Source organism: Streptomyces hokutonensis (genome assembly GCF_000376565.1).
In the GTDB taxonomy this organism is placed as follows: Bacteria; Actinomycetota; Actinomycetes; order Streptomycetales; family Streptomycetaceae; genus Streptomyces; species Streptomyces hokutonensis.
Genome location: NZ_BARG01000006.1, coordinates 164,497 through 190,780, shown reverse-complemented (window position 1 = coordinate 190,780; position 26,284 = coordinate 164,497). Strand labels below are relative to the sequence as shown.

Below are 26,284 nucleotides of genomic sequence, written 5' to 3'. Positions count from 1 at the left end.
TGTGAACGTCAGGGCGCGTGGCGCGGTGCCGTGCTCGCGCGTTCCGTCAGCCGGGGTGCGAGCAGCGTCGCGTCGGGCACGGTCTTGCCGCCCAGCTTCTTCATCAGCAACTCGACCGCCTTGGAGCCGAGTTCGGCGGCGGGCAGGGCGACCGAGGTGACCGGGACGCGTACGGATTCGGCGAGCTCGTCGGGACAGATCGCGGTGATCGAGAGATCGCCGGGGACGCGCAGGCCCAGTTGCTCGAAGGCGTCGACGAGGGGCTCCAGGAGCGGTTCGTTGTGGACGACGACTCCGGTCAACGCGGGCTGTTCGCGCAGCAGTTGTTCGGCCACGGCGGCTGCCGCAGCGGGCGCCGGCTCGCAGGGGTGGACGCAGGAGACGAGCCCGTTGCGGTGCGCGGCGGCCGTGAAGCCCTGAACGACCCGCTGGGCGAAGGCGGTTCGGCGGACGTACACCTCGGGCGGTGACCCGACGAGGGCGACGACCCGGTGCCCGAGCCCCGCGAGCCGTTCCACGCACAGCTCACCGGCCGCCCTGAAGTCGAGGTCGATGCAGGTCAGCCCGTCGGCCTCGGCGGGGAAGCCGATCAGCACGGACGGCCGGTCGAGGGAGCGGAGCAACGGCAGCCGGGGGTCGTCGAGTTGGACGTCCATCACGATCATCGCGTCCACGAGCGCCGAGTCCACGACCCGCCGCAGCCCCTCCTCGCCCTCCTCCTGGGTGAGCAGCAGCACGTCGTGGTCGTGGCGGCGGGCCGTGGTCGCCACCGACATCGCGAACTGCATGACCACGGGGACGTGGATGCCGGTGCGTAAGGGGATGACGAGGGCCAGCACGTTCGACCGGCTGCTGGCCAGGGCGCGGGCACCGGCGTGCGGCCGGTAGCCCAGCTCGCGGATGGACGCCTCGACGCGCTGCCGGGTCTCCTCGGAGATCGGGCGCTTGCCGCTCAGCGCGTACGACACGGTGCTCGGGGAGACCCCGGCGTGCCGGGCCACATCGGTGATCTTCACCATCGGCCCAGCTCCAGGGTCAGGAACCCGCTGCCCGACTTCGACCGTTCCCCGGCGGCCAGCGCCCAGGCCAGGGACGGGTCGCTGCACGACGCCCGGAGCGTGTCCCCTTCCCGTACGACGGTGAAGGTCACGTCGCCGACCGGCACCGTCACCTGCGCGCCCCGCTCCAGGCCGTACGCCCGCAGGGTGACCCCGTCGGCGAAGTCGTAGTCGGGCCGGTCGGACACCGCGCCGACCGGGATCACCGCGCCCGGCCGGACGAGGAGCGGCACGCTGTCGAAGCCGTGCTTCTCGCGCACCCAGCGCGGGCCGGTGACCGTGCGGCCGGTGAGGTAGTGGGTCCAGGTGCCCTCGGGGACGTAGTACGAGACGTCGCCGTCGTCGCTGAAGACGGGCGCGACCAGCAGATCGCTGCCGAGCATGTACTGCCGTTCCAGATGCGCGCACCCGGGATCCTCCGGGAACTCCAGCACCATCGCCCGCATCATCGGCACGCCCTCGGCGGAGGCGGTGCGGGCGGTCTCGTAGAGGTACGGCATGAGGCTCAGCTTGAGGCGGGTGAACTGCCGTAGTACGTCCACGGATTCCTCGTCGAAGAGCCACGGGACGCGGTACGAGGAGCTGCCGTGCAGGCGGCTGTGGGAGGACAACAGGCCGAAGGCCAGCCAGCGTTTGAAGAGGGCGGGGGTCGGGGTGCCCTCGAAGCCGCCGATGTCGTGGCTCCAGTAGCCGAAGCCGGACAGGCCGAGGGAGAGGCCGCCACGCAGGGACTCGGCCATCGACTCGTAGGTCGCCTCGCAGTCGCCGCCCCAGTGAACGGGGTACTTCTGGCTGCCCGTTGTGGCCGAGCGGGCGAAGACGACGGCCTCGCCCTCGCCCCGGTGCTTGCGCAGGACGTCGAAGACCGTGCGGTTGTAGAGGTAGGTGTAGTAGTTGTGCATCCGCTCGGGGTCGGAGCCGTCCGCGTAGGCGACGTCGACCGGGACCCGCTCGCCGAAGTCGGTCTTGAAGCAGTCGACGCCCTGCGCGAGCAGCGCCTCCAGCTTTCCGGCGTACCAGTCGCGGGCGGCCGGGCTGGTGAAGTCGACCAGGGCCATGCCCGGTTGCCACAGGTCCCACTGCCAGACACTGCCGTCCGGCCGGCGCAGCAGGTGACCGAGCGCCTTGCCCTCGGCGAAGAGCGGCGAGCGCTGGGCGATGTACGGGTTGATCCAGACGCAGATGTGCAGCCCGCGGTCCTTCAGCCGGGCGAGCATGCCCTCCGGGTCGGGGAAGACCCGCGGATCCCACTGGAAGTCGCACCAGTTGAACTCGCGCATCCAGAAACAGTCGAAGTGGAAGACGGACAGCGGGAGTTCACGCTCCCGCATCCCCTCGATGAACGACGTCACCGTCTCCTCGTCGTAGGACGTGGTGAACGACGTCGACAGCCACAGGCCGAACGACCAGGCGGGCGGGAGCGCCGGGCGGCCGGTGAGGGCGGAGTACTTGCGGAGGATGTCCTTCGGGGTCGGGCCGTAGATGACGTAGTACGTCAACTGCTGGCTCTCCACGCTGAACTGGACCCGCGACACCGCCTCCGAGCCGACCTCGAAGGAGACCCGGCCAGGGTGGTCGACGAAGACGCCGTAGCCCGCGTCGGTGAGGTAGAAGGGGACGTTCTTGTAGGCCTGTTCGGTGGCGGTGCCGCCGTCGGCGTTCCACATGTCGACGACCTGGCCGTTCTTGACCAGCGGGCCGAAACGTTCGCCGAGTCCGTACACGGATGTGCCGACTCCCAGGCCGAGTTGCTCGCGCAGATAGTGGGCGCCGGTCGCGTCCCGCATGATGCCCATGCCCTTGGGGCCGCTGCCGGTGAGAACCCGGCCGTGCGCGAGGAAGTCGACGTGCCAGGGCCCGGTACGCGCCACCTGGACCGACAGCGCGCCGGAGGTGAGGGTCGCGCGCTCGTCGTCGTAGGACGTGTGAACCGCGAAGTCCTCTGTCCGCACGTCGAATTGGGGGCCGCGCGGTTGCTCGCCCTCGAAGTGGGTGAAGGTGACGCCGATGACGTCGGGCATCGGGGCGTGGGCGCTGATCGTCACGACCGGTCCCTTCAGCAGGTCGCCGCGGTGGCGGATGGGGACGGTCGGCGCGTGGATCTCCAACGCGCCGTCCGGGGCGGTGACATCGAGGACTTCGACCGGGTGGGCGGCGGTGACGCCCTCGCGCAGCAGCCAGTAGCCGTCGGTGAACTTCACGTGGGGGGTCCCCTTACTACTTGACGGCGCCCACGGCGATACCGCGCGTGAGGGTCCGCTGGAAGACGAGGAAGAAGACGATGGCGGGCAACACACCCAGCAGGGCAGCCGCGTTGGTCATCGTGGCGTCCATCAGACGCTGGCCCTGGAGGACGCCGAGGGCCACCGACACGGTCTGGTTGTCGTTGGAGATCAGCATGACCAGGGGGAGCAGGAACTCGTTCCAGGTCCAGATGAAGAAGAAGACCAGCAGCACGCCGATCGTGGGGCGGCTGACCGGGACCACGATCCGCCACAGCACCTGCCACTTGTTGGCGCCGTCGATCCGGGCCGCCTCGATGATCTCCCGGGGGAACTGGCCGAGCACGGACGAGAGGAGATACGTGCCGAACGCCGCCTGGATCACCGTGAAGACGATGACGACGCTCAACCTGGTGTCGTACAGGCCGACTTGCTTGCTCAGGTAGTAGATCGGGTAGACCAGCGCCTCCTGCGGCAGCATGTTGGCGAGGACGAAGAAGGCCAGGACCCACGTGCGGCCCCGGATACGGCCGATGCCGATCGCGTACGCGTTGAGGACCGAGAGGACGGCGGCGAGGACGGCCACCGAGCCGCTGATCAGGACCGAGTTGAAGAGTTTCTGGCCGTAGTCGACGCGCTGCCAGAAGTCCTTGAGGCCGTCCAGGTAGAGGCCCTTGGGGAGGCTGAGGGGGCCGTGTTCGGAGTACTCGGCCGGTGACTTCACGGCGTTGATCAGGACGATCAGGAACGGGACGACCATGAAGAGGGCCGCGATACAGAGGGCGATGAGCACCGGGTAGCGGCGCAGGGCGGTCGTCATGCGCGGTCACCTTCCTCCGCGCGGGTCTGGAGTTTCAGGAAGGCGAGGGAGAGCACGAGGATGATCACGGTCAACACCGTTGATATCGCTGCTCCGTAGCCGACCTGGGTCTTCTCGAAGAACGTGGTGAAGGAGAAGTAGGAGGGCACGTCGGTCGCACCGCCCGGGCCGCCCTTCGTGAGGACGTACACCGCGCCGAACACCTTGAGCGCGGCGATCGTGCACCAGGTGAGGACGACATAGATCTCGGGGCGGATCTGCGGCAGCGTGATGTGCCAGAAGCGGCGCCACCAGCCGGCGCCGTCCAGTTCGGCGGCCTCGTAGAGCTGGGGGTCGACGCGTTGCAGGCCGGCCATGAACACCACGAGCGGGAAGCCGAGTTGGACCCAGACCATGACGCCCATGACGCTGTAGAGCGCGATGTCCGGGTCGCCGAGCCAGTCCTGCTGCCAGGAGCCCAACCCGACTGCTTTCAGCAGGGTGTTGAGGGTGCCGTTGTCGGGGGCGAGGATCCAGCTCCAGACGATGCCGGCGACCGCGATCGGGAGCACCTGCGGGAGATAGAAGCAGGCGCGGAGGACCGAGGCGATCCGGCTGCCGAAGTGCTTGCCGATGTAGTCGAACAGGGCGGCGGCCAGGACGAGTCCGACGATCGTCGGTACGGCGGCCATCGCGACGACCATGAACAGGCTGTGCCGGAAGGACGCCCAGAACTCCGCATCGTCCAGCAGGTCACGGTAGTTGGTGAGGCCGGTCCACTTGGGGTCGCCGATGCCCTGCCAACTCGTGAAGCTCACGGCCGTGTTCATCAGGAACGGGACGACGATCACGGCGAGCGCGGCGAGGGCGCCGGGGAGCAGGAACAGGGCGTACGAGTTGCGGGGGCGAGGGCGGTGCGGGCCGGTGGTGTGGTGCCTGGTGCCGGCCCGCGCGCCCTTCTCGACGGTGACCGTCATGTCGACGGAACGCCCTTGTCGTACGCCTTCTGCAGGTTGCTGAGATAGGCGTCCGGTTTCTCGCTGCTGGTGATCAGCTTCTGGGTCTCGGAGACGAGGACGTCGTAGAAGCCGGGGACCGGCCAGTCCGGGTAGAAGGCCAGGCCGTCGCGGGCCGTGAGGGTGTTGAAGTTGGCGATGAGTTCCTTGGACTTGGGGTCGGTGATCGCGGAGGTGTCGGCCGCGACCGGGATGCCGCCCTTGTTGCCCATCAGGTTCTGGATCTTCTTCGACAGGGTGATGTCGATGAAGTCGTAGGCGAGTTCCTTGTTCTTGGCGCCCTTGGGGACGACCCAGATGTTGCCGCCGGAGCCGAGGGTGAGGTTCGAGCCGGGCCACAGGGTCGTGCCCCAGTCGAACTTGGCCTCCGTCTGGAAGCGGCCGTACCACCAGCTGCCGGAGAACAGGATCGGCGCCTTGCCCTGGATCCAGGAGACACCGGCGTCCTCGGCCTTGGTGGAGCTGGAGGTCTTGGCGATGTAGCCCTTCTTCACCCAGTCGGCGAAGGTGGTCGCCGCGTAGGTCCAGGCCGGGTCGTGGAAGTCCGTCTTGCCCTTGTACAGCTCGTACTTGTCGACCCAGGCGCGGTCGGCCTTCGAGAGGGCTAGCTGGTAGAGGTACTGCTGGGCCGGGTACTCGGCGCCCGCGTTGGCGAGCGGAGTGACGCCCTTCGCCGCGAACTGGTCCATGGCGGCGGTGAGTTCGTCGAACGTCTTCGGCTCGGCGATCTTGTACTTCTTGAAGAGGTCCTTGTTGTAGTAGACCATCGTGTACTCGCCGTAGTCGGTGACGCCGTACCACTTGCCGGAGCCCATCACTCCGTTGGTGTCGTACAGGTCCGTGGTGCCGACGCTCGCGGGGATCTTCTTGTCCCAGCCGCGTTTCGTCGCCTCGGCGGTGAGGTCGGTGAGCAGGCCCTGCTTGGAGAGCAGGCCGGCGGTCGCGTTGCCCTTGTTGTACTCCATGACGTCCGGTGCGTCCGAGGAGTTGAGGACCATCGGGGCCGTCTTCTGGATCTGCTCGAAGCCCTTCTCCTCGAACTTCACCTTCACGCCCGGATGCTGGGCCTTGAACTCCTTGATGGCCTCGTTCCAGGCCACGCCCATCGCACTGTCGGGGCCCTCGTAGTGCCAGAGCTTCAGGGTCTTGCCGTCCGAACTACCACTGTCCGAACTGCCGCAGGACGTGAGGAGCAGGGCTCCCGTCACGATCACCGCAGCCGTCATCGTTCGCCTTCGGGTCGTCAACATCCAGGGCCTCCGGGGGAGTCGGATGGGTGTCGAAGCGCTTCGATGGAGGAACGTATGTAGGCGGTGCTGGTGCGTCAATGGGTTAGGCGGAGATTGGCGCAAGCGATTCGATGAACGGAGGGCTGAACGGGCCGGGACCGGGAGCGTGGTGTCGTCGGCGTCGGCGACCGGTTGAATAGGGCGGTATGGACGCGCAGAAGGTGACCTTGCGGAAAATGACGCCGTCGGAGTACGACGCGGCGACCGAGCACCGTGAAGCCGAGACGGCCCGTGAACTCGGCAAGTTCATGCCGCAGGAGCTGGCGTGGGAGCGGACCCGGCAGGGCACCGCCCAGTTCCTCCCGGACGGGCGCGACACGGCCGGTCACCATCTCGTGGTGGCGGAGAACGGTTCGGGCGAGGTCGTGGGCAACGCGTGGATCGGTCCGGACCCGCGCCAGGCCGCGGGCACCGCGGATTCGGCCTGGCTCTACGACATCAACGTTCTCGCCCCGTTCCGGCGCCGCGGCTACGGATCCGCCATCCTCCACGCCGCCGAGGAACTCGTCGCCCGCGAGGGCAGGACATCGCTCGGCCTGAACGTCGTCGGGAGCAACGAGGCGGCCATCGCCCTGTATCGGCGCAATGGTTATGACGTGGCGTCCATGTATCTGTCGAAGAGCGTGCAGCGTTAGACCGCAGTCGCCCTGGAGGCCGCCCTGCCCGATACCGCTGTCAGCAGCGCCGTAGCCGCTGCCGCGACCGGTACCGCGAAGCCCGCCGTCGGCGATGCGTGGTCCGCTGTCCAGCCACCCGCCGCCGAACCGCACGCGATCCCCAGCAGCAGGCCCGTCACCGCCAGGCTCATGCCCTCGTTCAACCGGCCTTCCGGTGTGCGGTGTTGGAGCAGCGTCATCGCGGTGACCATCGTCGGGGCCGTTGCCATGCCTGCCACCAGCAAGGCCGCCGCCAGCGCCGGGAGGGAACCGAGTGCCGTGGTGGCAAGCAGCGGCAGGGTCATCAGGCCGCTCATCGCCAACAGGCACCACCACAGCCGGAGTTCGGGTGCCCCCGCCGGTTTCAGCCTCCCGTACAGCAGGCCCGCCACGCACGAGCCGGCCGCCTGGAGTGCCAACACCGCACCGCCCACCGCACGGTGACCCGTCGCGTTCGCGTACGCGAGCGTGGCGACCTCCATCGAACCGAACACCGCGCCCGTCGCCACGAAACCGGCGAGGAGGGGAGGGATGCCGGGCACGCGCAAGGGCGGGGCGCCCTTCGGGGTCGGTCTCGGTGGTGGTTCCGTCGAACGCTGCGCCGTGAAGATGAGGATGCCGGTGAGCAGTAGCACCGCCCCGGTCAGCGTCCCCGCCTCCGGGAAGAACGTGCCGCACAGGAACGCCGCCAGCGCCGGGCCCAGCATGAAGCACAGCTCGTCGGCCGCCTGCTCGAAGGAGTTCGCGGTGTGCAGGGCCTCGGTGTCACCGGCGAGCAGATGGGCCCAGCGGGCGCGGGACATGCCGCCGGTGTTGGGGGTCGTCGCGGTGGCCGCGTACGCGGCGAACAGGGTCCAGTCGGGGGCGCCGTAGCGCACGCAGAGGAGGAGCGAGACAGAGCCCAGGACCGCGACCACCGTTGCCGGTACGGCCGTTCGGGACTGGCCGTGGCGGTCCGTCAGGCGCGCGATCCACGGGCCGGCGAGTGCCGTCGCCGCGAGGCCGGTCGCGGTGACGGCGCCGGCGAGGGCGTACGAGCCCCGTGAACCGGCGATCATCACGACCGCGCTCACGCTGAACATGCCCGCGGGGAGACGGGCGATCAGGTTCCCGGCGGTGAAGGCGCGGGTGCCGGGGAGGGAGAAGAGGCGGCGGTACATGTGTCCCACCGTCACCCCCGGACGATCAAGGGGTCCAACACTTGTTCCGCGCCGATTCACGCACCTGCGTTGTAAGTTCGCCGGATGTCCTGGACACCGGCCCACGTGGACCCCCGACTCCTCCGCGCCTTCCTCGCCGTCGCCGAGGAGCTGCACTTCACCCGCGCCGCCACCCGGCTCTACGTCGCTCAGCAGGCGCTGAGTCGTGATGTGCGGCGGCTGGAGCGGGAGTTGGGCGCCGAGCTGTTCGTGCGGACCACCCGGCAGGTGACGCTGACGGCGGACGGTGCGCGGCTGGTGCCGTACGCCCGGCAAGTGCTCGCCGCGCAGGACGAGTTGCTCGCCGCGTTCCGGCAGGCCCGGCCGCTGCTCGTGGATCTGAACTCGCCGGGGCTGGGCACCGCGCGCCGGGTGCTGCACCGGGCCCGTGAACTCGCCCCGGAACAGGAGCTGATGGCCCGCTACGAGAGTGGACTGACGGGTGCGGCGGGGGAGTTGCTGGCGGGGCGGCTCGACGTGTCGTTCGGGAGGTTCGCCGGGCTCGACCGGGCGCTGCGGAGCGGGCTCGACCATCGACTCGTGCGGTACGAGCCGATGGCGGTTGTATTGCCCGAGGACCACCGGCTGGCGGAGCTCGCCGAGGTGCCGGTGGACGCGCTCAAGGGGGAGGCCGTGTACGCGGGGGCCGGGAATCCGCGTACCCCGGAGTGGACGGATCTCGCGCGGCGGTTGTTCGAGGGGCGTGACATCGAGGTTGCGGCGCCCGCACCGATGGCCGTAGGGGAAGAGGAATTCGAACGGGTGATGGGCCGGACGCGGAACCCGATTCTTGCCGTAGTGGACTTTCCGGCCATGCGGCGGACCGTGTTGCGGCCCCTGGTGAAGCCGGTGCCCTTGTCCCCCGTGTCGCTCGTGTGGCGAAAGGGGCTGGTGCACCCCGGATTCGACGCGCTTCGACGGGCTGCGGTGGAGATCGGCAGCGCCGAGGGGTGGCTGCGTCGGCCCGTTGATGGATGGATTCCAGCCATGGACGTGGACATGCTAAAGACGTAGAAATTACGCATCCCAGTACATGTGAGGTTCCGTTGCGCTACCTTCGGGGGCCTGAGCACGGTGTGGTAAGGGGGGCGCGTGGACCGGGTGGGGGCCCGGTTCGACGGCGTGTGCTCAGGGTCGTCCGCGCGCCCCGAACAGTTCCGTGGGGGGATGTGCGTGCGCGTGGAAAAGTGGCGGGAAGACGCCCAACCGGAATGGCCCCAGGCTGCATCCGCGACCAGAGACGTACCGGTCGTAGGCGGAGAGGCCCAGGCGTTCCCGGAGACCGGAGCAGCCGGAACGGCCGGACGCTCGGAGATCCTTGAGGGCGGCCGGCACGGCCGCCACAGCGGTCATGCCAGTCATGCCGCCGGTCGTATACGGACCGAGTCGTCCCCGTCGTCCGGACCGCCGGGGTCGTCCTGGCCCGTCGTGCCCAAGGGAGTACGCAAGGGACCGGCAGGACCGCTCACCGGTCCGCCGGCCGGTCCGCCCATCGGGCCTTCCGGTGCCCTGGCCGACCCCTGGGGCACACCCGCGGCGAACGACCCCGACGAGGTGACCGTCCAACTCGACGGTCCCGCCGAGGAGTTGGACGGCGATCCGGCCGCGAAGGGCGCCGGTCAAGACGGCTCCGACGGGCCCGTCTTCGTCGACGAGTCCGGGCGCCGCAGCCGTAGGTACCGCCGGATCGGCATGGCCGTCGGCATCGCCTGCGCGGTCTACGCCGTCGTCATCGTCGCCACGCTGCTGTCCGGCAGTTCCGACGCGCCCTGGCTCCCGGTGCCGGGGCAGAAGGACGACCCGCCCGCGAGCAAGGTCGACACCTCGCCGCTGCCCGCCGAGTCGGGCCGGCCGTCCGGTGGCGGCGGCAGCGTGCAGCCGGGGAACATCCCGACGGCGAGCGACGGTACGACACCGTCGCCGGGCGCCAGTGCGAGCGCGAGCGGCGCGTCCAAGGCCCCTGGCAGTAAGGCGAGTACATCCGCGTCTCCCAAGCCGTCCACGAGCAGGACATCGTCGGCGCCGGTCGGCGGGACCGTGAGCAATCCCGTCGTACAGCCCTCGCATCCGCAGGACACCCCGTCCGCCGGCCCGAGCACGCCGACGGGCGGTACGAGTTCCCCGGCGCAGCCGACGACGCCGACCCCGACCCCGACGGCGGGCACCGGCACGGTCGCCGACGCCCCGAACTCGCCGTCGCCCGTGGCACAGGGACCGGCCGCGCCCTCCGAACCGGCACCGGCACCGGCCCCGTCCACGACCCCGGAGCACATCGTCTGATGGCATCGCACAACCGCCGCCCCGCAGCCACGAACACGGCCCCGGGCGGCCGTCACGGAGGCATGCCCAAAGCCGCTCGCGGCTCCCGGCGGCGCCGCCTCTCCATGCGGTTCCTGCTGCCGGTGCTGCTCCTCGTCGCGATGCTCGCGATGCTGATGCTGCGCGGCTATGTGCACAGCGAGATCCTCGCCGACCACCGCATCCGCCCCGAGGCGGCCACCAACAAGGTGCCGGAGAAGATCCTCGACGGCGGCCCGGTCATCGACACCCGCAGCGGCCGTACGACGAGTCTGGACGTGCCGGACCGCGACATCGTCCTCACCTTCGACGACGGCCCCGACCCGACCTGGACCCCCAAGGTCCTGGACGTGCTGAAGAAGCATCACGCGCACGGCGTCTTCTTCGTCACCGGCACCATGACCTCGCGCTACCCGGAGCTGGTCAAACGCATCGTGGACGAGGGCAACGAGGTCGGCGTGCACACCTTCAGCCACCCCGACCTCTCCTTCCAGTCGAAGAAGCGCATCGACTGGGAGCTGTCGCAGACCCAGCTCGCGATCACCGGCGCGGCCGGCATCCGGACCTCGCTGTTCCGGCCGCCGTACTCCTCCTCCGCCGACGCGATGGACAACCTGTCCTGGCCGGTGACCGAGTACATCGGCACCCGCGGCTACATCACCGCCGTCAACAACACGGACAGCGAGGACTGGCAGAAGCCCGGCGTCGCGAAGATCATCAGCAATGCCACCCCGCGCGCCGGCAAGGGCGCGATCGTCCTCATGCACGACTCCGGCGGCGACCGCCACCAGACCGTGCAGGCGCTCGACAAGTTCCTGCCGGAGATGCAGGCCAAGGGCTACCGGTTCGACAACCTCACCGAGGCCCTCGGCGCGCCCAGCGCGCTCACCCCGGTGACCGGCCTGAACCTGTGGAAGGGCAAGGCGTGGATCTTCCTGGTCCAGGCCTCGGACAACATCACCGACATCCTGGTGGTCGGACTCGCGATCACCGGCTCCCTCGTCATCGCCCGCTTCGTGCTGATGCTGCTGCTCTCCGTGCTCCACGCCCGCCGGGTCCGCCGCAAGGACTTCGCCTGGGGCCCGCCGGTCACCGAACCGGTCACGGTCCTCGTCCCGGCGTACAACGAGGCCAAGTGCATTGAGAACACGGTCCGTTCACTGATGGCGAGCGAGCATCCCGTCGAGGTGATCGTCGTCGACGACGGCTCGGCGGACGGCACGGCGAGAATCGTCGAGGCGATGGACCTCCCGAACGTCCGGGTCGTACGCCAGCACAACGCGGGCAAGCCCGCCGCCCTCAACCGCGGCCTGGCGAACGCCAGTCACGACCTCGTCGTGATGATGGACGGCGACACGGTCTTCGAACCGGCCACCGTACGGGAGCTGGTCCAGCCCTTCGGCGACCCGCGCGTGGGCGCGGTGGCGGGCAACGCGAAGGTGGGCAACCGGGATTCGCTGATCGGCGCCTGGCAGCACATCGAGTACGTGATGGGCTTCAACCTCGACCGACGGATGTACGACATCCTCCGCTGCATGCCGACGATCCCGGGCGCCGTGGGGGCCTTCAGGAGAAGCGCGCTGGAGCGGGTCGGCGGCATGAGCGACGACACGCTCGCCGAGGACACCGACATCACGATGGCGATCCACAGGGACGGTTGGCGGGTGGTGTACGCCGAGAAGGCCCGTGCGTGGACCGAAGCCCCGGAAACGGTCCAGCAGTTGTGGTCCCAGCGCTATCGCTGGTCCTACGGCACGATGCAGGCGATCTGGAAACACCGGGGCGCGCTGCTCGACCGCGGCCCGTCCGGCCGCTTCGGCAGGGTCGGCCTCCCGCTGGTGGCCCTCTTCATGGTCGTCGCCCCCATCCTGGCCCCGCTGATCGACGTGTTCCTGCTCTACGGGCTGGTGTTCGGCCCGACGGAGAAGACGTTCCTGGCCTGGCTGGGCGTCCTCGCCATCCAGGCGTTCTGCGCGGCGTACGCCTTCCGCCTGGACCGCGAACGCATGACCCACCTGGTCTCGCTGCCCCTGCAACAGATCCTCTACCGCCAACTCATGTACGTCGTACTGCTCCAGTCCTGGATCACCGCACTCACCGGAGGCCGCCTGCGCTGGCAGAAGCTGCGGCGCACGGGAGTCGTGGAGGCACCCGGCGGTCCGGTACCGACCCAGCGCAGCCGCAGTGGCAGTGACGATCGGAGGACTGTGGCATGACGCACGGACACGGATACACGGCGGGGACGGGTACGGGCCCCGAGTCGACGCCGGCCTACGGGATTCCCCAACAGCGCCAACAGGAACCGGAGTTGGCGCCGGGACCGGAGCCAGCGAAGCCCAAGGCGGGCGGCGGCGGCCGGGACCGCTACCTCGACCTCCTCCGCTCGATCGCCCTCGTCCGGGTGGTCGTCTACCACCTCTTCGGCTGGGCCTGGCTGTCGGTCCTGTTCCCGTCCATGGGCGTGATGTTCGCGCTCGCGGGTTCCCTGATGGCCCGCTCGCTGAACCGTCCCGCGCTGGGCGTGATCAAGGGCCGGCTACGGCGACTGCTGCCCCCGCTCTGGGCGTTCAGCGCGGTGGTCCTGGTGCTGATGTTCGCCATGGGCTGGAATCCGCTCAAGGACCCCGACCTGGGCGGCACTTGGTGGGGTGCGGCAAAGGTCTTCGACTACCTCGTGCCGTTCGGCGCACCGCCGTACCCCGAGCATCTGGGCTCCGAATCGGGCCTGTTGGAGAGCACGTGGGCGGACCAGGCGGCGGGCCCGCTCTGGTACCTGCGGGCGTATCTGTGGTTCGTGATCGCGTCACCGCTGCTGCTGTGGGCGTTCCGGCGTGTTCCGTGGGCGACGCTGCTGGCGCCTTTGCTGCTGACGGCGGTCGTAGGCACAGGCCTTGTGACGATCCCGGGCGAGACGGGCAACGCGGTCTCCGACTTCGCGGTGTACGGCGGCTGTTGGGTCCTGGGCTTCGCCCACCACGAGGGGAAGCTGAGGGAGGTCCCGCGCTATCTCGCGGTGTCGGCCGCGACCGTCGTCATGGGCTTCGGCCTGTGGTGGGCGTCGGGTCATCTGGGCCCGGACGGCTGGGACTTGAACGACATCCCGCTGGCGCAGGCGACGTGGTCCTTCGGGATCGTGGTGATCCTCCTCCAATACGCCCCGTCCTGGCAGGAGTTGCCGGGCCGCCTGGCCCGCTTCGACAAGCTGGTCACCCTCTCCAACAACCGCGCCGTCACGATCTACCTGTGGCACAACCTCCTCATCATGGCCACGGTCCCGATCATCGACCAGCTGTACAACCTCCCCTTCATGGAGAGCGACAGCGCGACCGCCCTCCTCGACAAGGCGGACACGTTCCTGATGTTCCTGCTGATCTGGCCGCTCATCGCGGTGGCCATCCTGGCGTTCGGGTGGATCGAGGACATCGCGGCGAAGCGGGGGCCGCGGTTGTGGCCGAACGGGGTCAGTGGTGGGGGGAATCGGCGGAGGGGGACTTGAGGGCGCGCGACGTGTCGCGGCCCCAGGGGTGTGATTGAGCGAGGCGGTCGGCACTTGGGCGCGACATCTGTCACGGCTGAGTGGGTCCGGCTGACGGGACGCGTTGTCCGCGCAGGAGGAGGTCTTCGGGCCGCCACAGGGTGAGGGCCAGGCCGAGGCCGAGTGGGATCTGCAGGAACTGCTGGATCACCGGAGGCCCGGGCATCCACTGGGCGTGCGCGACGACGGCTGTGCGCACGATCGCCCACAGCGCCAACGCTGTGCTGGTGCTTGCGGCGCCCACCAGCACCCGCCAAGCCACGCCTGTCCGCCCTGTGCCTGCTTCCTCCGCGCTCACCTTCACCCCTGCTCTCGACGAAACCGCCGGCCTGGTGGTGCACGCGTTCCAACGTATGGATTGTTGAACGATCCTTCAATAGGATGGCTCAACAATGAGTCGTCTGCTTCGCGGACGCGGAACGGCAACCAACCGGAGGGCTGCAGGAGATGAGCCGGTATCAGTTCGAACAGGTCGACGACCTCGGGCGGATCCTGTTCTGCGACGACCCCGCGCTGCAGCTCGAGTGTGTGCTGGGGGGCCTGGAGACCGCGGACGGCACAGTCACCCTCCATCCCGCACAGACACCCCGCATGCCCATCGCCCTCTTCGAGTTCAGGCAGGCCGTGGGTGTGGGCTACTTCGGGTATGTCGTGCCGAAGGGAGCCTCGCTCGACGAGATACCCGAGGAACCGCAGCTCGAAGGCGCCATCCTGTTCGGCATGAGGCGCCTACCGCCCGACGTCTACTGCGACCTGCCCTGGATCCTCGGATGGGAGCTGCACGAGATACCCGATGAACAGCCAAAACTGGAGGAGCGCTACGGATACACCTACTCCCGGCTGGAACTGCGGACGCCCGACGGTGAGATCTACTCCCGGACCTGGGTCGCGCACGACCCCGAGTGGACGGCCGCCGCCCTGCGTCACGGCTACGTCGTGTGCCTGTGCGGCGTGGAACTGGGGATCCGCGGGGTGTATGCGATGACCGACGCCCAGCACACCCCGGGCATGCGCCACGAAGCCTTCCGCCGCGGATGCACGCTGGGTCTGAACGCCGGCGGGCTCGTGGCCTACGTCGACCACCGCTGACTTCGACATGCGGCCCGGTGACCGACTTCCGCCCGCCCCGCTCGACGCCGACAGCGGACGCGGCCTCCACCTCGTGCAGGCGTACGCCAGCTGCTGGGGCGGTTGGCCGATCGGTGACGGCGGGCTGTTGGACCGGGGAGCCGGAAAGCCGCTGTGGTTCGAGATCGGTGGTGCACGCTCCGGGTGAGCCACTGTCAGAGGCATCCGTCATGCTCTGCGTATGGATGAGAACGGCTTCTGGCAGCTCATCGGCGACTGCGCACCGTTCGACCCCGACCCCGATGCCGAACAGCTGGCCACCGCGTTGACGGACTGTCTGGCCGCAGGACCGGCGGCGACGGGCATCGGGTTTGCCGAACAGCTTTCGTGGGCGCTGTACCGGCTGGACCGCAAGGAGTACGGGCACGGGCTGTCGGGCGACAGCTTCCTCTACACCCGCGCCGCCGTCGTGGCCGCCGGCCGTGAAGCCTACGAAGCCACACTTCGCGATCCCCGCCTTTTCGCTCCGTACGTCGAAGACCTCGTCTGGGCGGAGAGCCTGCTCTACGTGCCGGACAAGGCGTACGGCCGTATCACGGGCGAGGAGTGGGATCGCTGCACCCGCTACTCCTACGAGTCCTACTCGAACACCGAGGGATGGGCCGCCGCCCAGCGTTCCCACCTCACCGCGCCCACCTCCCGCTCGTGAGAGCAACGTTCCCTTCCGGTCACTCACAGCCACAGCGTGGAAACCCGCCCTCCCTACCTTCGGGATGCATCACCGCTCGTTACCCCGTAGTGCGGACCGTGGAGGCGTCATGACAGCCACTGGCAAGTGGATCGAGCACTGGGACCCGGAGGACGAGACCTTCTGGCGGGAGACCGGAGAGAAGGTCGCCCGTCGCAATCTCCTGTTCTCCGTGCTCTCCGAGCACATCGGCTTCTCGATCTGGACCCTGTGGTCCGTGCTGGTGCTCTTCATGGGCCCGGAGTACGGGCTGACCCCGGCCGACAAGTTCCTGCTGACCTCGATGGTCACGCTCGTCGGCGCGGTCGTCCGGGTGCCGTACACCTTCGCGGTCGCCATCTTCGGCGGGCGGAACTGGACGATCGTCTCCGCGAGCCTCCTCCTCATCCCCACCATCGCCGCGTTCGTGGTGATGAAGCCGGGGACCTCCTTCGACACCTTCCTCTGGATCGGCCTGCTGGCCGGCATCGGCGGCGGCAACTTCGCCTCCTCCATGACCAACATCAACGCCTTCTTCCCGTTGAAGAAGAAGGGGTGGGCGCTCGGGCTCAACGCCGGGGGCGGCAACATCGGGGTTCCTGTGATCCAGTTGATCGCCCTCGCGATCATCGGGGCCAGTGGCGGGCCGCGCGTGCTGCTCGGGATCTACATCCCGCTGATCCTGATCGCCGCCACCCTCGCCGCCCTCTTCATGGACAACCTCACCTCCGTGAAGAACGACACCGGCGCCGCCAAGGACGCCGCGCGGGACTGGCACACCTGGATCATGGCGTTCCTGTACATCGGCACGTTCGGGTCGTTCATCGGGTACGCGTTCGCCTTCGGGCAGGTGCTTCAGGTCCAGTTCGGCCGTACGCCGCTGCAGGCCGCGTACCTCACCTTCATCGGGCCGCTGCTCGGCTCGCTGATCCGCCCCGTCGGCGGCTGGCTCGCCGACCGCTACGGCGGCGCGAAGATCACCCTGTGGAACTTCGTCGCCATGGCCGCCGCCACCGCGATCCTGGTCGTCGCCAGCATGCAGAAGTCGCTGCCGCTCTTCGTCACCGTCTTCATCGTCCTGTTCGTGCTCAGCGGGCTCGGCAACGGGTCGACGTACAAGATGATCCCCGGCATCTTCCAGACCAAGGCCCTCGCGAAGGGGCTCACCGGTGACGAGGCGGCCGCCTACGGGCGCCGGCTCTCCGGCGCCTCCATGGGGCTCATCGGGGCCGTCGGCGCGCTCGGCGGCGTCGGCATCAACCTCGCCTTCCGGCAGTCCTTCCTCTCCTACGGCTCCGGCACCGGCGCGTTCGTCGCCTTCCTCGCCTTCTACGGCCTCTGCTTCGCGGTCACCTGGGCCGTATACCTTCGCCGCCCGACCGCCCAGGCGCAGGCCAAAGCTTCCGCATCGGAGGCGAAGTCGCAGCTCAGCTATGCCGAGGTGTGACGTAACACCGCTGACATGAAGCCGAACCGAGCCTGTCACGCACCGTTGACAGGCTCGTTCGGCATGTAGGCGCCGCCGCACCATCTCCTGCACGACCGCATGCACGACTACATGCACGACTACGTTCGGGACGAGAGACATGGACGAACAACCGCAGCGACCGGAGAGCGCGCCCCACGGCCCCCTCTCCGGGTTCACCGTGGGCGTCACCGCCGCACGCCGTGCCGACGAGCTGGGGGCCCTGCTCCAGCGGCGCGGCGCGGTGGTCGTGCACGCGCCCGCGCTGCGCATCGTGCCCCTCGCCGACGACAGCGAACTGCTCGCCGCCACCAAGGAGTTGATCGATCAGGCGCCCGATGTCGTGGTGGCCACCACCGCGATCGGATTCCGGGGGTGGGTCGAGGCCGCCGACGGGTGGGGGCTCGGCGAAGGCCTCCTCGACCGGCTGCGCGGGGTGGAACTGCTCGCGCGCGGGCCCAAGGTGAAGGGCGCGGTACGGGCCGCCGGTCTCACCGAGGAGTGGTCACCGTCCTCCGAGTCCATGGCCGAGGTGCTCGACCGGCTCCTGGAGGAGGGCGTCGACGGCCGCCGGGTCGCCGTACAGCTGCACGGTGAACCGCTGCCCGGGTTCGTGGAGTCGTTGCGGGCCGGGGGAGCGGACGTCGTGGTGGTCCCCGTGTACCGGTGGATGCCGCCCGAGGACATCGCCCCGGTGGACCGGCTCCTTGACGCGGCGGTCTCGCGCGGCCTGGACGCGCTGACCTTCACCAGCGCGCCGGCCGCCGCGTCGCTCCTCTCCCGCGCCGAGACCCGGGGCCTGCTGCCCGAACTCCTCGCCGCCCTGCACCACGACGTCCTCCCGGCCTGCGTCGGCCCCGTCACCGCGCTCCCGCTCCAGAACCACGGCGTCACCACGGTCCAGCCCGAGCGCTTCCGCCTCGGCCCGCTCGTCCAGCTCCTCTGCCAGGAACTCCCCGCCCGCGCCCGCACCCTGCCCATCGCGGGCCACCGCGTGGAGATCCGCGGCCACGCGGTCCTGGTCGACGGCGAGCTACGGCCCGTCCCGCCGGCCGGCATGTCCCTGCTCCGTGCCCTGTCCCGCCGCCCCGGCTGGGTCGTCGCCCGCGCGGAACTCCTCCGCGCCCTCCCCGGCGCCGGGCGCGACGAGCACGCCGTGGAAACGGCGATGGCGCGACTCCGTACGGCACTCGGCGCACCGAAGCTGATCCAGACGGTGGTGAAACGGGGGTACCGGCTGGCGCTGGATCCGGCCGCCGACGCGAAGTACTCCGACGGTTGAGCGGGTGTTTGTGCGGGTGCCGATGCGGGCGCCCCTGGGGGCTCCGCCCCCAGACCCCCGATCGGCCCTGAAGGGGCCTCGTCCTCAAACGCCGGACGGGCTGGATTTCGCCGACCTGAGTCAAGAGGCGAGCCGGTACGGGCTCGATTTTCCGGGCCTGCGTCATGAAGCGAGTTGGCGCGGGCTGGATTGTGTCGGCCCACGCCGTGAAGTGAGCCGGGAAGAGCTGGATTGTCGCGGCCCGCGTCATGGAGTGGGCCGGGCGGACTGGGTTGCCCGGCCTGCGTCAAGGAGTGGGCCGGACGGACTGGATTGCCCGGCCTGCGTCAAGCAGTGAGCTCGTGCCGACTGGATTGCCCGGCCTGGGTCAAGAGGCGAGCCGGGGCGGACTGGATTGTGTCCGCCCGTGTCAAGAAGCGAGCCGGGACGGGCTCACCTGCGCCGACCGGTGTCGACAGGCCCCGTACAACACCAACCCCCGCCCCAAACACCCCACCGCCACCGTCGACAACACCGCCCGCACCACGTTCCACCCCACCCACGCACCCTCGAACCGCTCCCTGGCCACCCCCACATCCGCCGTACGCGCGAGCTCGTCGTTCAGCGGGATGTTGAAGGCGACCGTGACGAGGAAGGCGAGCGCGTACGCCGTCAGCGCGGCCCACACCCACCCCCGGTACGGGCGTCCGCGTGCCTGCCATGCCGACACCGCGGTCAGCGCCGGCGCCCCCATGAAGCTCAGGAAGAACACCGGGTTCTGGATCACGTCGTTGATGTTCCGCATCACCTCGACGAAGACCCGGTCGTCGCTGCGCGCCAGCCCCGGCATCACCGCGCAGGCGAAGACGTAGAAGGCCCCGGCGATCAGCCCCATCGCGACCGTGGCCGCACCCAATACCCAACCTGTGGCAGTCGTGTTGTCCGACCTGTTCTCTGTCATGCCTCCAGTCAACGGACCCGGCCCCGCCCCCGACATCGCCGAGACGCGCACGCGCATACGCGGCCGTCCACGCGCACTCCCCACGCGCGCTCGGTACGAGGGGTTCCGGCCGCGCGGGTGGGCAGGCACTGTAGAGGCAACGGTTTCCCGACCGGGGTAATCCCTAGGCGGTGACAGGCACATGGCACTGGGTACGACCATGGCCCCGTACGAGCTGCGCTTCGACGCCGGGCGGATCTGCCTGGATCTCCTCGCGACCACGCATCCCGAGGAACGGCTCGACGCGCCGGAGCCGCTGCGCGCGTGGATCGTCCGTTCCGGGCTCGTCCCGGCGGCCACCGAACTCGCACACGTCGACGCGACCTGGCTCGTCGGCTTCCGCGAACTGCGGGGACGGATCGGACAGTTGGTGCGCAGCAGGCAGCCGGTGGAAGGCGGGTTCTACGACCTCGCGCTCGCCCACCTCAACGACCGCGCCCGCGCCGCGCCCCCGGCACCCCGTGCCGTACAGGCCGAAGACGGGGCGCTGGTGCGGGAGTTGGCCGGTCCGCCGGGGTGCGAGGCGTTGCTCGCGGTGATCGCCAGGGATGCTGTCGAGCTGCTCACCGACCCGGTCGCGCGGGCCTCGCTGCGGGAGTGCGAAGGGGACAACTGCCCCATCGTGTACCTGGATACGTCACGGGGACGCAGGAGGCGCTGGTGCTCCAGTGAGGTCTGCGGGAATCGGGAGAGAGTGGCCCGGCATCGTCGGCGCGCGGCCCTCGCCCGAGCCTGAGAATCCCATATGCGGCTTCTGTGAGGTGACGTACCGTCAATTGACGAAGTGATTTTGACAACAGTGCGTTTCACTCGGCAACCGCACGGGCAGCTCGCGTGATCTTGCTGATGTGGTGGAAATGTAAAGATCGTACGGCTGGAATGTGCACTCATGTCCCGGTCGTCACGTCACTTCGAAGAAAACTGTCGCCTCACGTTGAACACCCGCCCGCCCTCTCGCGTACCTCTCCATGAGCGACCGACCGGGGCAACCCCCGGACACCGGAGGTGGGCGTGCGCAAGGATTCCGTCGTGGCCAATGAACAAGCGCCGAGGGCCCGACATCGCATGTCCCAGTCCTCGGAACCTGATGAGGAGCTGATGCGTGCCCTGTACCGAGAGCACGCCGGACCCTTGCTCGCCTATGTGCTGCGGCTCGTCGCCGGTGACCGGCAACGTGCCGAGGACGTGGTGCAGGAGACGCTCATCCGGGCCTGGAAGAACGCCGGCCAGCTCAACCGGGCGACCGGATCGGTACGACCCTGGCTGGTGACGGTCGCACGGCGCATCGTCATCGACGGTCACCGCAGCCGGCAGGCCCGGCCGCAGGAGGTGGACCCGTCGCCGCTGGAGGTCATCCCCGCGGAGGACGAGATCGACAAGGCGTTGTGGCTGATGACACTGTCGGACGCGCTGGACGACCTGACCCCGGCCCACCGGGAGGTGCTCGTCGAGACGTACTTCAAGGGGCGTACCGTCAATGAGGCGGCCGAGACGCTTGGCATCCCCAGTGGCACGGTGCGCTCAAGGGTGTTCTACGCCCTTCGATCGATGAAGCTTGCTCTGGAGGAGCGGGGGGTGACGGCATGAGCATTTACGGGGGATACGGAACGGGTAGTCCTGGTTCCATGCAGGGATCTCAGGGCTCGAACGAACACGAGACCGTCGGCGCCTACGCCCTCGGGATTCTCGACGACGCCGAAGCAACCGCTTTCGAGGCACACCTCGCCACGTGCGAGTGGTGCGCCCAGCAGCTCGACGAGCTGGCCGGGATGGAACCGATGCTCGCGGCGCTCGCGGACCTGCCGGGCTCCGGCACCCCCGCGATCGGCGAGTCCCTGTCGGCCAGGCCGAGCCCGCGGCTGGTGGAACGGCTGGTCGACGACGTAGGTGAACGCCGGGCCATGAAGCGCCGGCGCAGCTTCTACATGATCGCCGCGGCGGCCGCCCTGATCATCGCGGGACCGCTGGCCGTGATCGCGGCCAACGGCGGCGACAGCTCGGGGCAGAAGGGCACCGTGGCCGCGGCGACCGCGAAGGACACCTTCGAAACTCTGTCCGACAAGGTCTCCGCCACGGACAAGACCACCAAGGTCTCCGCGACCGTGGCGATGACCAAGAAGGACTGGGGCACCCTCGGGGTCGTCGAGCTCAGCAACGTCAAGGGCCCGCTGAAGTGCTCCCTGATCGCCGTCGGCAAGAACGGCGAACGCGAGACCATGAGCTCCTGGTCGGTCCCGGCCTGGGGTTACGGCATCGCGAACGCCACGAAGGCCGAGGCCAAGGCGCCGCTCTACGCCCAGGGCGGAGCGGCTCTCACGCCGAACGAGATCGACCACTTCGAGGTCATGACCTTCGACGGCAAGAAGCTCGTGGAAGTGGACGCCTAGCAGCTGGTCCACTGTGCTCGACGGGGTCCGGAGCGCGCACGCGCGCACCGGGCCCCGCGTCTTTGTCAGGATCCGCCGGGCGGGCCCCTCGCCTCGGCGGCCTCCCTTCGCGTACGGTTGACGGCTGCCCAGCACGTCAGAAGGGGGCCCGGTGGCCGCACAGGCTCAACAGGAGACCGCGCTCGATGCGGTGTCCGACAAATCCGCCCAGGATTCGCTACGGGACCGGGAGATCAGCGGCGAACAGGCACACCTGGACCGGGTGTACCGGCGTCTCGAGGAGAAGATCCGCGAGGCCGAGTTCCTCATGAACGACGCCGCCAAGCGCGGCCAGGTCGGCACACCCGGCGCGCTCGCCGAACGCGACGCGCAGGTGTTCCGCGCCGGTATCCACCTCAACCGGCTCAACAACGAGTTCGAGGACTTCCTCTTCGGCAGGATCGACCTGCTGCTCGGCAAGGACGGCCAGAAGGGGCCCGACGGCGCCTACACCGCCGTAGAACCCGCCGACGGCTCCGTGCGCGACGACAACACGGCCGACATCGCCGAGACCCTGCACATCGGCCGCATCGGCGTCCTCGACACCGAGTACGCGCCCCTGGTCATCGACTGGCGGGCGCCCGCCGCCGCCCCGTTCTACCGCTCGACCCCGGTCGACCCCGGCCGGGTCGTACGGCGCCGGGTCATCCGCTCCAAGGGCCGCCGGGTCCTCGGGGTCGAGGACGACCTGATGCGCCCCGAGCTGACCGCCTTCCTCGACGGCGACAAGCTGGCCGTCATCGGCGACGGCGCCCTGATGGCCGCGCTCGGCCAGGCCCGCAGCCACACCATGCGCGACATCGTGGCGTCCATCCAGGCCGAACAGGACCTCGTCATCCGCGCCCCCGCCGCCTCGGTGACCTATGTCGAGGGCGGCCCGGGGACGGGAAAGACGGCCGTCGCGCTGCACCGCGCCGCCTACCTGCTCTACCAGGACCGGCGCCGCTATGCGGGCGGCATCCTCATCGTCTCGCCCACCCCGCTCCTGGTCGCCTACACCGAGGGCGTCCTGCCGTCCCTCGGCGAGGAGGGCCAGGTCGCCATCCGGGCCATCGGCTCGCTCGTCGACGGCGCCGAGGCCACCCTGTACGACTCCCCGGCCGTCGCCCGCACCAAGGGCTCGTACCGCATGCTCCGCGTCCTGCGGAAAGCCGCGCGCGGCGCCCTCGAGGCGAACGAGTCACCGGCCCGGCTGCGGGTCGTCGCCTTCGGCCGCCGCCTCGAACTGGAGGCCGCCGACCTCGAGCGCGTCCGGCAGAACGCCCTCAGCGGTACGGCCCCGGTCAACATGCTGCGCCCGCGCGCCCGCAAGCTCCTCCTGGACGCCCTGTGGGAGCGCTCCGGCTCCGCGAGCCGGCACACCGACCCCGAACTCGCCGCCGAGCTGCGCTCCTCCTTCGACGAGGACGTGGCGAGCGAGGACGAGTTCATCGCGTTCCTCGACTCCTGGTGGCCCGAACTCACCCCGCGCGCCGTCCTGGAGGCCATGTCCGACGAGCGCAGGCTCGGCCGCTGGGCCCGCCGCATCCTCAACCCCGGCGAGGTCCGCCGGGTCGCCCGCGCCCTGAAGCGGGAGGGACTCTCCGTCCACGACGTCGCGATCCTCGACGAACTCCAGGCGATCCTCGGCACCCCGGCCCGCCCCCGCAAGCGGCGCGACCTGGACCCGCTGGACCAGCTCACGGGTCTCGAGGAGCTGATGCCCGTACGCGAGGAGACACAGCGCGAACGGGCCGAGCGGCTCGCCCAGGAGCGTGTCGAGTACGCGCACGTCATCGTGGACGAGGCCCAGGACCTCACCCCGATGCAGTGGCGCATGGTCGGCCGCCGCGGCAGGCACGCCACCTGGACGGTCGTAGGAGACCCGGCCCAGTCCTCCTGGTCCGACCCCGACGAGGCCGCCGAGGCCCGCGACGAGGCCCTCGGCTCCCGCCCCCGCCGCCGCTTCACCCTGACGGTCAACTACCGCAACCCCGCCGAGATCGCGGAGCTGGCGGCCAAGGTCCTGGCCCTCGCGATGCCCGGCTCCGAGTCCCCGTCCGCGGTCCGCTCGACCGGAGTGAGACCTCACTTCGCCGTCGTACGGAACTCACTGTCGGAGTCCGTCCGCGCGGAGGCCGCCCGGCTGCTCGACCAGGTCGACGGCACGGTCGGCGTCGTCGTCGCCATGAACCGCCGCGAGGAGGCCCGCCGCTGGCTGGCCGGTCTCGGCGACCGGGTCGTGGCCCTCGGCAGCCTGGAGGCCAAGGGGCTGGAGTACGACGCGACGGTCGTCGTATCGCCGGCGGAGATCGCCGACGAGTCGCCCGCCGGCCTCCGTGTCCTCTACGTCGCCCTCACCCGCGCGACCCAGCAGCTCACGGTCGTCTCCGCCGAACGGGACGAGCCGGACGCGAACGGGGTGCCGGATCTTCTGCGGGACTGATTCTGTGAACCTGCGGGATGGGAATGGCCTTACGGGATCCGTTTGTTAGCCTGGGTGTGACACCGGCCCGATCCAAGCCCCCGGGCCCAACCTTCGTCGCTTAGAGCGACCACTTGCCGCGAGGCGAGCATGGCGGGTCGGTGTCATTGATCGTGAAAGAGGCCTCCGTCACGGGGGCCTCTTTTTCTTGCGAACAAAACGTTCGCAATCGGGGGCGGCTAACGCCTACCGGGCAGTAGGTGCGACCATCGGAGCGCGTACTCAGCTCAACGGTGAAAGCAGAGGAAGTCGGCCATGGCTACGGCGCCCAGCGTCTCCTACTCGATCACGGTCCGTCTGGAGGTGCCCGCCAGCGGAACGGCGGTCTCCCAGATCACCACGGCCGTGGAGTCCCACGGAGGCTCGGTGACCGGCCTCGACGTGACCGCCTCCGGCCACGAGAAGCTCCGGATCGACGTCACCATCGCGGCGTCCTCCACGGCCCACGCCGACGAGATCGTCCAGCAGCTGCGCGGCATCGAGGGCGTCACCCTCGGCAAGGTCTCCGACCGTACGTTCCTCATGCACCTCGGCGGCAAGATCGAGATGCAGTCCAAGCACCCGATCCGCAACCGTGACGACCTCTCCATGATCTACACCCCGGGTGTCGCCCGCGTGTGCATGGCGATCGCGGAGAACCCCGAGGACGCGCGCCGCCTCACCATCAAGCGCAACTCCGTCGCGGTCGTCACCGACGGCTCGGCCGTGCTCGGCCTCGGCAACATCGGCCCCAAGGCCGCGCTGCCGGTCATGGAGGGCAAGGCGGCCCTGTTCAAGCGGTTCGCGGGCATCGACGCGTGGCCGCTGTGCCTCGACACCCAGGACACCGACGAGATCGTCGCGATCGTCAAGGCCATCGCCCCGGGCTTCGCCGGCATCAACCTGGAGGACATCTCCGCGCCGCGCTGCTTCGAGATCGAGGCCCGGCTGCGCGAGGCCCTCGACATCCCCGTCTTCCACGACGACCAGCACGGCACCGCGATCGTCGTCCTCGCCGCGCTGACCAACGCGCTGCGCGTGGCCGGCAAGGGCATCGGTGACATCCGGGTCGTCATGTCCGGCGCGGGCGCGGCCGGTACGGCCATCCTCAAGCTGCTGCTCGCCGCCGGTGTCAAGAACGCGGTCGTCGCCGACATCCACGGTGTCGTGCACGCCGACCGCGAGGACCTGGTCGACGCCAAGTCCGACTCGCCGCTGCGCTGGATCGCCGACAACACCAACCCCGACGGCCTCACCGGCACGCTGAAGGAGGCCGTGCGCGGCGCCGACGTCTTCGTGGGCGTCTCCGCCCCGAACGTCCTCGACGGCGACGACGTGGCCGCGATGGCCGAGGGCGCGATCGTGTTCGCGCTCGCGAACCCGGACCCCGAGGTCGACCCGACGATCGCCCGTCAGACGGCGGCGGTTGTGGCCACGGGCCGCTCGGACTTCCCGAACCAGATCAACAACGTGCTGGTCTTCCCGGGTGTCTTCCGCGGTCTGCTGGACGCGCAGTCCCGCACCGTCAACACGGAGATGATGCTCGCCGCGGCGACCGCACTCGCGAACGTCGTGTCCGAGGACGAGCTGAACGCGAACTACATCATCCCCAGCGTCTTCAACGACAAGGTCGCCGGTGCGGTGGCCGGCGCGGTCCGCGAGGCCGCGAAGGCGGCGGGAGCGGCGGCGCCCTCCGCGACGCCCACCGCGTCGTAGCCCGTCCGGCGATGTGTGTGCGGCGGCTGTGAGGATCGCCACGGCCGCCCCTACATCGGCGCGTCGCGGAACCCCGGGCCTCGGGCGGCCGTTTATCGTGGCGGCC

22 protein-coding genes are annotated in these 26,284 nt (G+C 69.5%); 14 read left to right on the top strand and 8 right to left on the bottom strand.

Translation table 11 applies throughout. From position 1 onward, the window contains the following. Positions 1-8: 8 nt before the first annotated feature. The 5 genes from SSP08S_RS02435 to SSP08S_RS02415 are packed head-to-tail and all read right to left on the bottom strand — an operon-like array spanning position 9 to position 6,321. Entirely contained in the window at positions 9-1,019 is a 1,011-nt protein-coding gene (locus tag SSP08S_RS02435) for a LacI family DNA-binding transcriptional regulator (RefSeq protein ID WP_019065984.1), read from the bottom strand. Next, a complete protein-coding gene (yicI, locus tag SSP08S_RS02430; RefSeq protein WP_019065983.1) occupies positions 1,013-3,259 on the bottom strand; it encodes an alpha-xylosidase in 2,247 nt (748 codons plus the stop codon). Before yicI ends, SSP08S_RS02435 begins: the two co-directional genes overlap by 7 nt. A 16-nt stretch (positions 3,260-3,275) precedes the next feature. Beyond that, complete coding sequence (locus SSP08S_RS02425) at positions 3,276-4,100, bottom strand: carbohydrate ABC transporter permease (RefSeq protein WP_019065982.1); 825 nt, start codon at positions 4,098-4,100, stop codon at positions 3,276-3,278. Next, a complete protein-coding gene (locus SSP08S_RS02420; protein WP_019065981.1) occupies positions 4,097-5,056 on the bottom strand; it encodes a carbohydrate ABC transporter permease in 960 nt (319 codons plus the stop codon). The genes SSP08S_RS02425 and SSP08S_RS02420 overlap by 4 nt, the downstream gene beginning before the upstream one ends. After that, positions 5,053-6,321 (bottom strand): extracellular solute-binding protein, encoded by a 1,269-nt coding sequence (locus SSP08S_RS02415; protein WP_019065980.1) that lies wholly within the window; start codon positions 6,319-6,321, stop codon positions 5,053-5,055. The genes SSP08S_RS02420 and SSP08S_RS02415 overlap by 4 nt, the downstream gene beginning before the upstream one ends. Before the next feature lie 209 nt (positions 6,322-6,530). Here SSP08S_RS02415 and SSP08S_RS02410 point away from each other — a divergent pair, with 209 nt between their 5' ends. Further along, complete coding sequence (locus tag SSP08S_RS02410) at positions 6,531-7,019, top strand: GNAT family N-acetyltransferase (protein ID WP_019065979.1); 489 nt, start codon at positions 6,531-6,533, stop codon at positions 7,017-7,019. Here the strand turns inward: SSP08S_RS02410 and SSP08S_RS02405 are convergent. Then, entirely contained in the window at positions 7,016-8,200 is a 1,185-nt protein-coding gene (locus tag SSP08S_RS02405) for an MFS transporter (RefSeq protein ID WP_019065978.1), read from the bottom strand. The two genes, SSP08S_RS02410 and SSP08S_RS02405, sit on opposite strands and share 4 nt — an antisense overlap. Before the next feature lie 84 nt (positions 8,201-8,284). Between SSP08S_RS02405 and SSP08S_RS02400 the strand changes: the two genes are divergently transcribed. The 4 genes from SSP08S_RS02400 (at position 8,285) to SSP08S_RS02385 (ending at position 14,033) form a co-directional block, all read left to right on the top strand. Then, positions 8,285-9,253, top strand: a complete 969-nt coding sequence (locus SSP08S_RS02400) for a LysR family transcriptional regulator (protein WP_026178122.1) — start codon at positions 8,285-8,287, stop codon at positions 9,251-9,253. A gap of 414 nt (positions 9,254-9,667) precedes the next feature. After that, positions 9,668-10,519: a hypothetical protein gene (locus SSP08S_RS60650; protein ID WP_019065976.1), complete on the top strand. Its 852-nt coding sequence runs from the start codon at positions 9,668-9,670 to the stop codon at positions 10,517-10,519. 62 nt (positions 10,520-10,581) lie between these two features. Next, on the top strand, positions 10,582-12,753 hold the full coding sequence (locus SSP08S_RS02390; RefSeq protein WP_019065975.1) for a bifunctional polysaccharide deacetylase/glycosyltransferase family 2 protein: 2,172 nt from the start codon (positions 10,582-10,584) through the stop codon (positions 12,751-12,753). Then, a complete protein-coding gene (locus SSP08S_RS02385) occupies positions 12,750-14,033 on the top strand; it encodes an acyltransferase family protein (RefSeq protein WP_019065974.1) in 1,284 nt (427 codons plus the stop codon). Before SSP08S_RS02390 ends, SSP08S_RS02385 begins: the two co-directional genes overlap by 4 nt. A 70-nt stretch (positions 14,034-14,103) precedes the next feature. On the opposite strand, the gene SSP08S_RS02380 is transcribed toward SSP08S_RS02385, so the two are convergent. After that, the gene (locus SSP08S_RS02380; protein ID WP_158697123.1) at positions 14,104-14,334 is read right to left on the bottom strand and encodes a hypothetical protein; all 231 of its coding nucleotides are present in this window, start codon (positions 14,332-14,334) and stop codon (positions 14,104-14,106) included. Positions 14,335-14,519: 185 nt separating this feature from the next. Between SSP08S_RS02380 and SSP08S_RS02375 the strand changes: the two genes are divergently transcribed. From SSP08S_RS02375 to SSP08S_RS02355, 4 genes are all read left to right on the top strand, one after another. Next, positions 14,520-15,161: a hypothetical protein gene (locus SSP08S_RS02375; protein WP_019065972.1), complete on the top strand. Its 642-nt coding sequence runs from the start codon at positions 14,520-14,522 to the stop codon at positions 15,159-15,161. Positions 15,162-15,381: 220 nt separating this feature from the next. Then, positions 15,382-15,849, top strand: a complete 468-nt coding sequence (locus SSP08S_RS58070) for a DUF4240 domain-containing protein (protein ID WP_019065970.1) — start codon at positions 15,382-15,384, stop codon at positions 15,847-15,849. 109 nt (positions 15,850-15,958) lie between these two features. After that, positions 15,959-17,314, top strand: a complete 1,356-nt coding sequence (locus tag SSP08S_RS02360) for a nitrate/nitrite transporter (RefSeq protein WP_019065969.1) — start codon at positions 15,959-15,961, stop codon at positions 17,312-17,314. 139 nt (positions 17,315-17,453) lie between these two features. Continuing rightward, a complete protein-coding gene (locus SSP08S_RS02355; protein ID WP_019065968.1) occupies positions 17,454-18,614 on the top strand; it encodes a uroporphyrinogen-III synthase in 1,161 nt (386 codons plus the stop codon). Positions 18,615-19,023: 409 nt separating this feature from the next. Here SSP08S_RS02355 and SSP08S_RS02350 read toward each other — a convergent pair whose 3' ends face one another. Beyond that, the gene (locus tag SSP08S_RS02350) at positions 19,024-19,554 is read right to left on the bottom strand and encodes an anthrone oxygenase family protein (RefSeq protein ID WP_245607817.1); all 531 of its coding nucleotides are present in this window, start codon (positions 19,552-19,554) and stop codon (positions 19,024-19,026) included. Positions 19,555-19,735: 181 nt separating this feature from the next. Here SSP08S_RS02350 and SSP08S_RS02345 point away from each other — a divergent pair, with 181 nt between their 5' ends. The 5 genes from SSP08S_RS02345 (at position 19,736) to SSP08S_RS02325 (ending at position 26,178) form a co-directional block, all read left to right on the top strand. After that, positions 19,736-20,329, top strand: coding sequence for a CGNR zinc finger domain-containing protein (locus SSP08S_RS02345; RefSeq protein WP_019065966.1), 594 nt, complete (start codon positions 19,736-19,738; stop codon positions 20,327-20,329). A 329-nt stretch (positions 20,330-20,658) separates the two neighbouring features. After that, on the top strand, positions 20,659-21,180 hold the full coding sequence (locus SSP08S_RS02340; RefSeq protein WP_019056398.1) for a sigma-70 family RNA polymerase sigma factor: 522 nt from the start codon (positions 20,659-20,661) through the stop codon (positions 21,178-21,180). A gap of 38 nt (positions 21,181-21,218) precedes the next feature. Next, on the top strand, positions 21,219-21,980 hold the full coding sequence (locus SSP08S_RS02335; RefSeq protein WP_019065965.1) for an anti-sigma factor family protein: 762 nt from the start codon (positions 21,219-21,221) through the stop codon (positions 21,978-21,980). Between the two features lie 151 nt (positions 21,981-22,131). Beyond that, positions 22,132-24,444: a HelD family protein gene (locus SSP08S_RS02330; protein WP_026178119.1), complete on the top strand. Its 2,313-nt coding sequence runs from the start codon at positions 22,132-22,134 to the stop codon at positions 24,442-24,444. Between the two features lie 294 nt (positions 24,445-24,738). Beyond that, a complete protein-coding gene (locus SSP08S_RS02325) occupies positions 24,739-26,178 on the top strand; it encodes an NAD-dependent malic enzyme (protein ID WP_019065963.1) in 1,440 nt (479 codons plus the stop codon). Positions 26,179-26,284 lie beyond the last annotated feature (106 nt).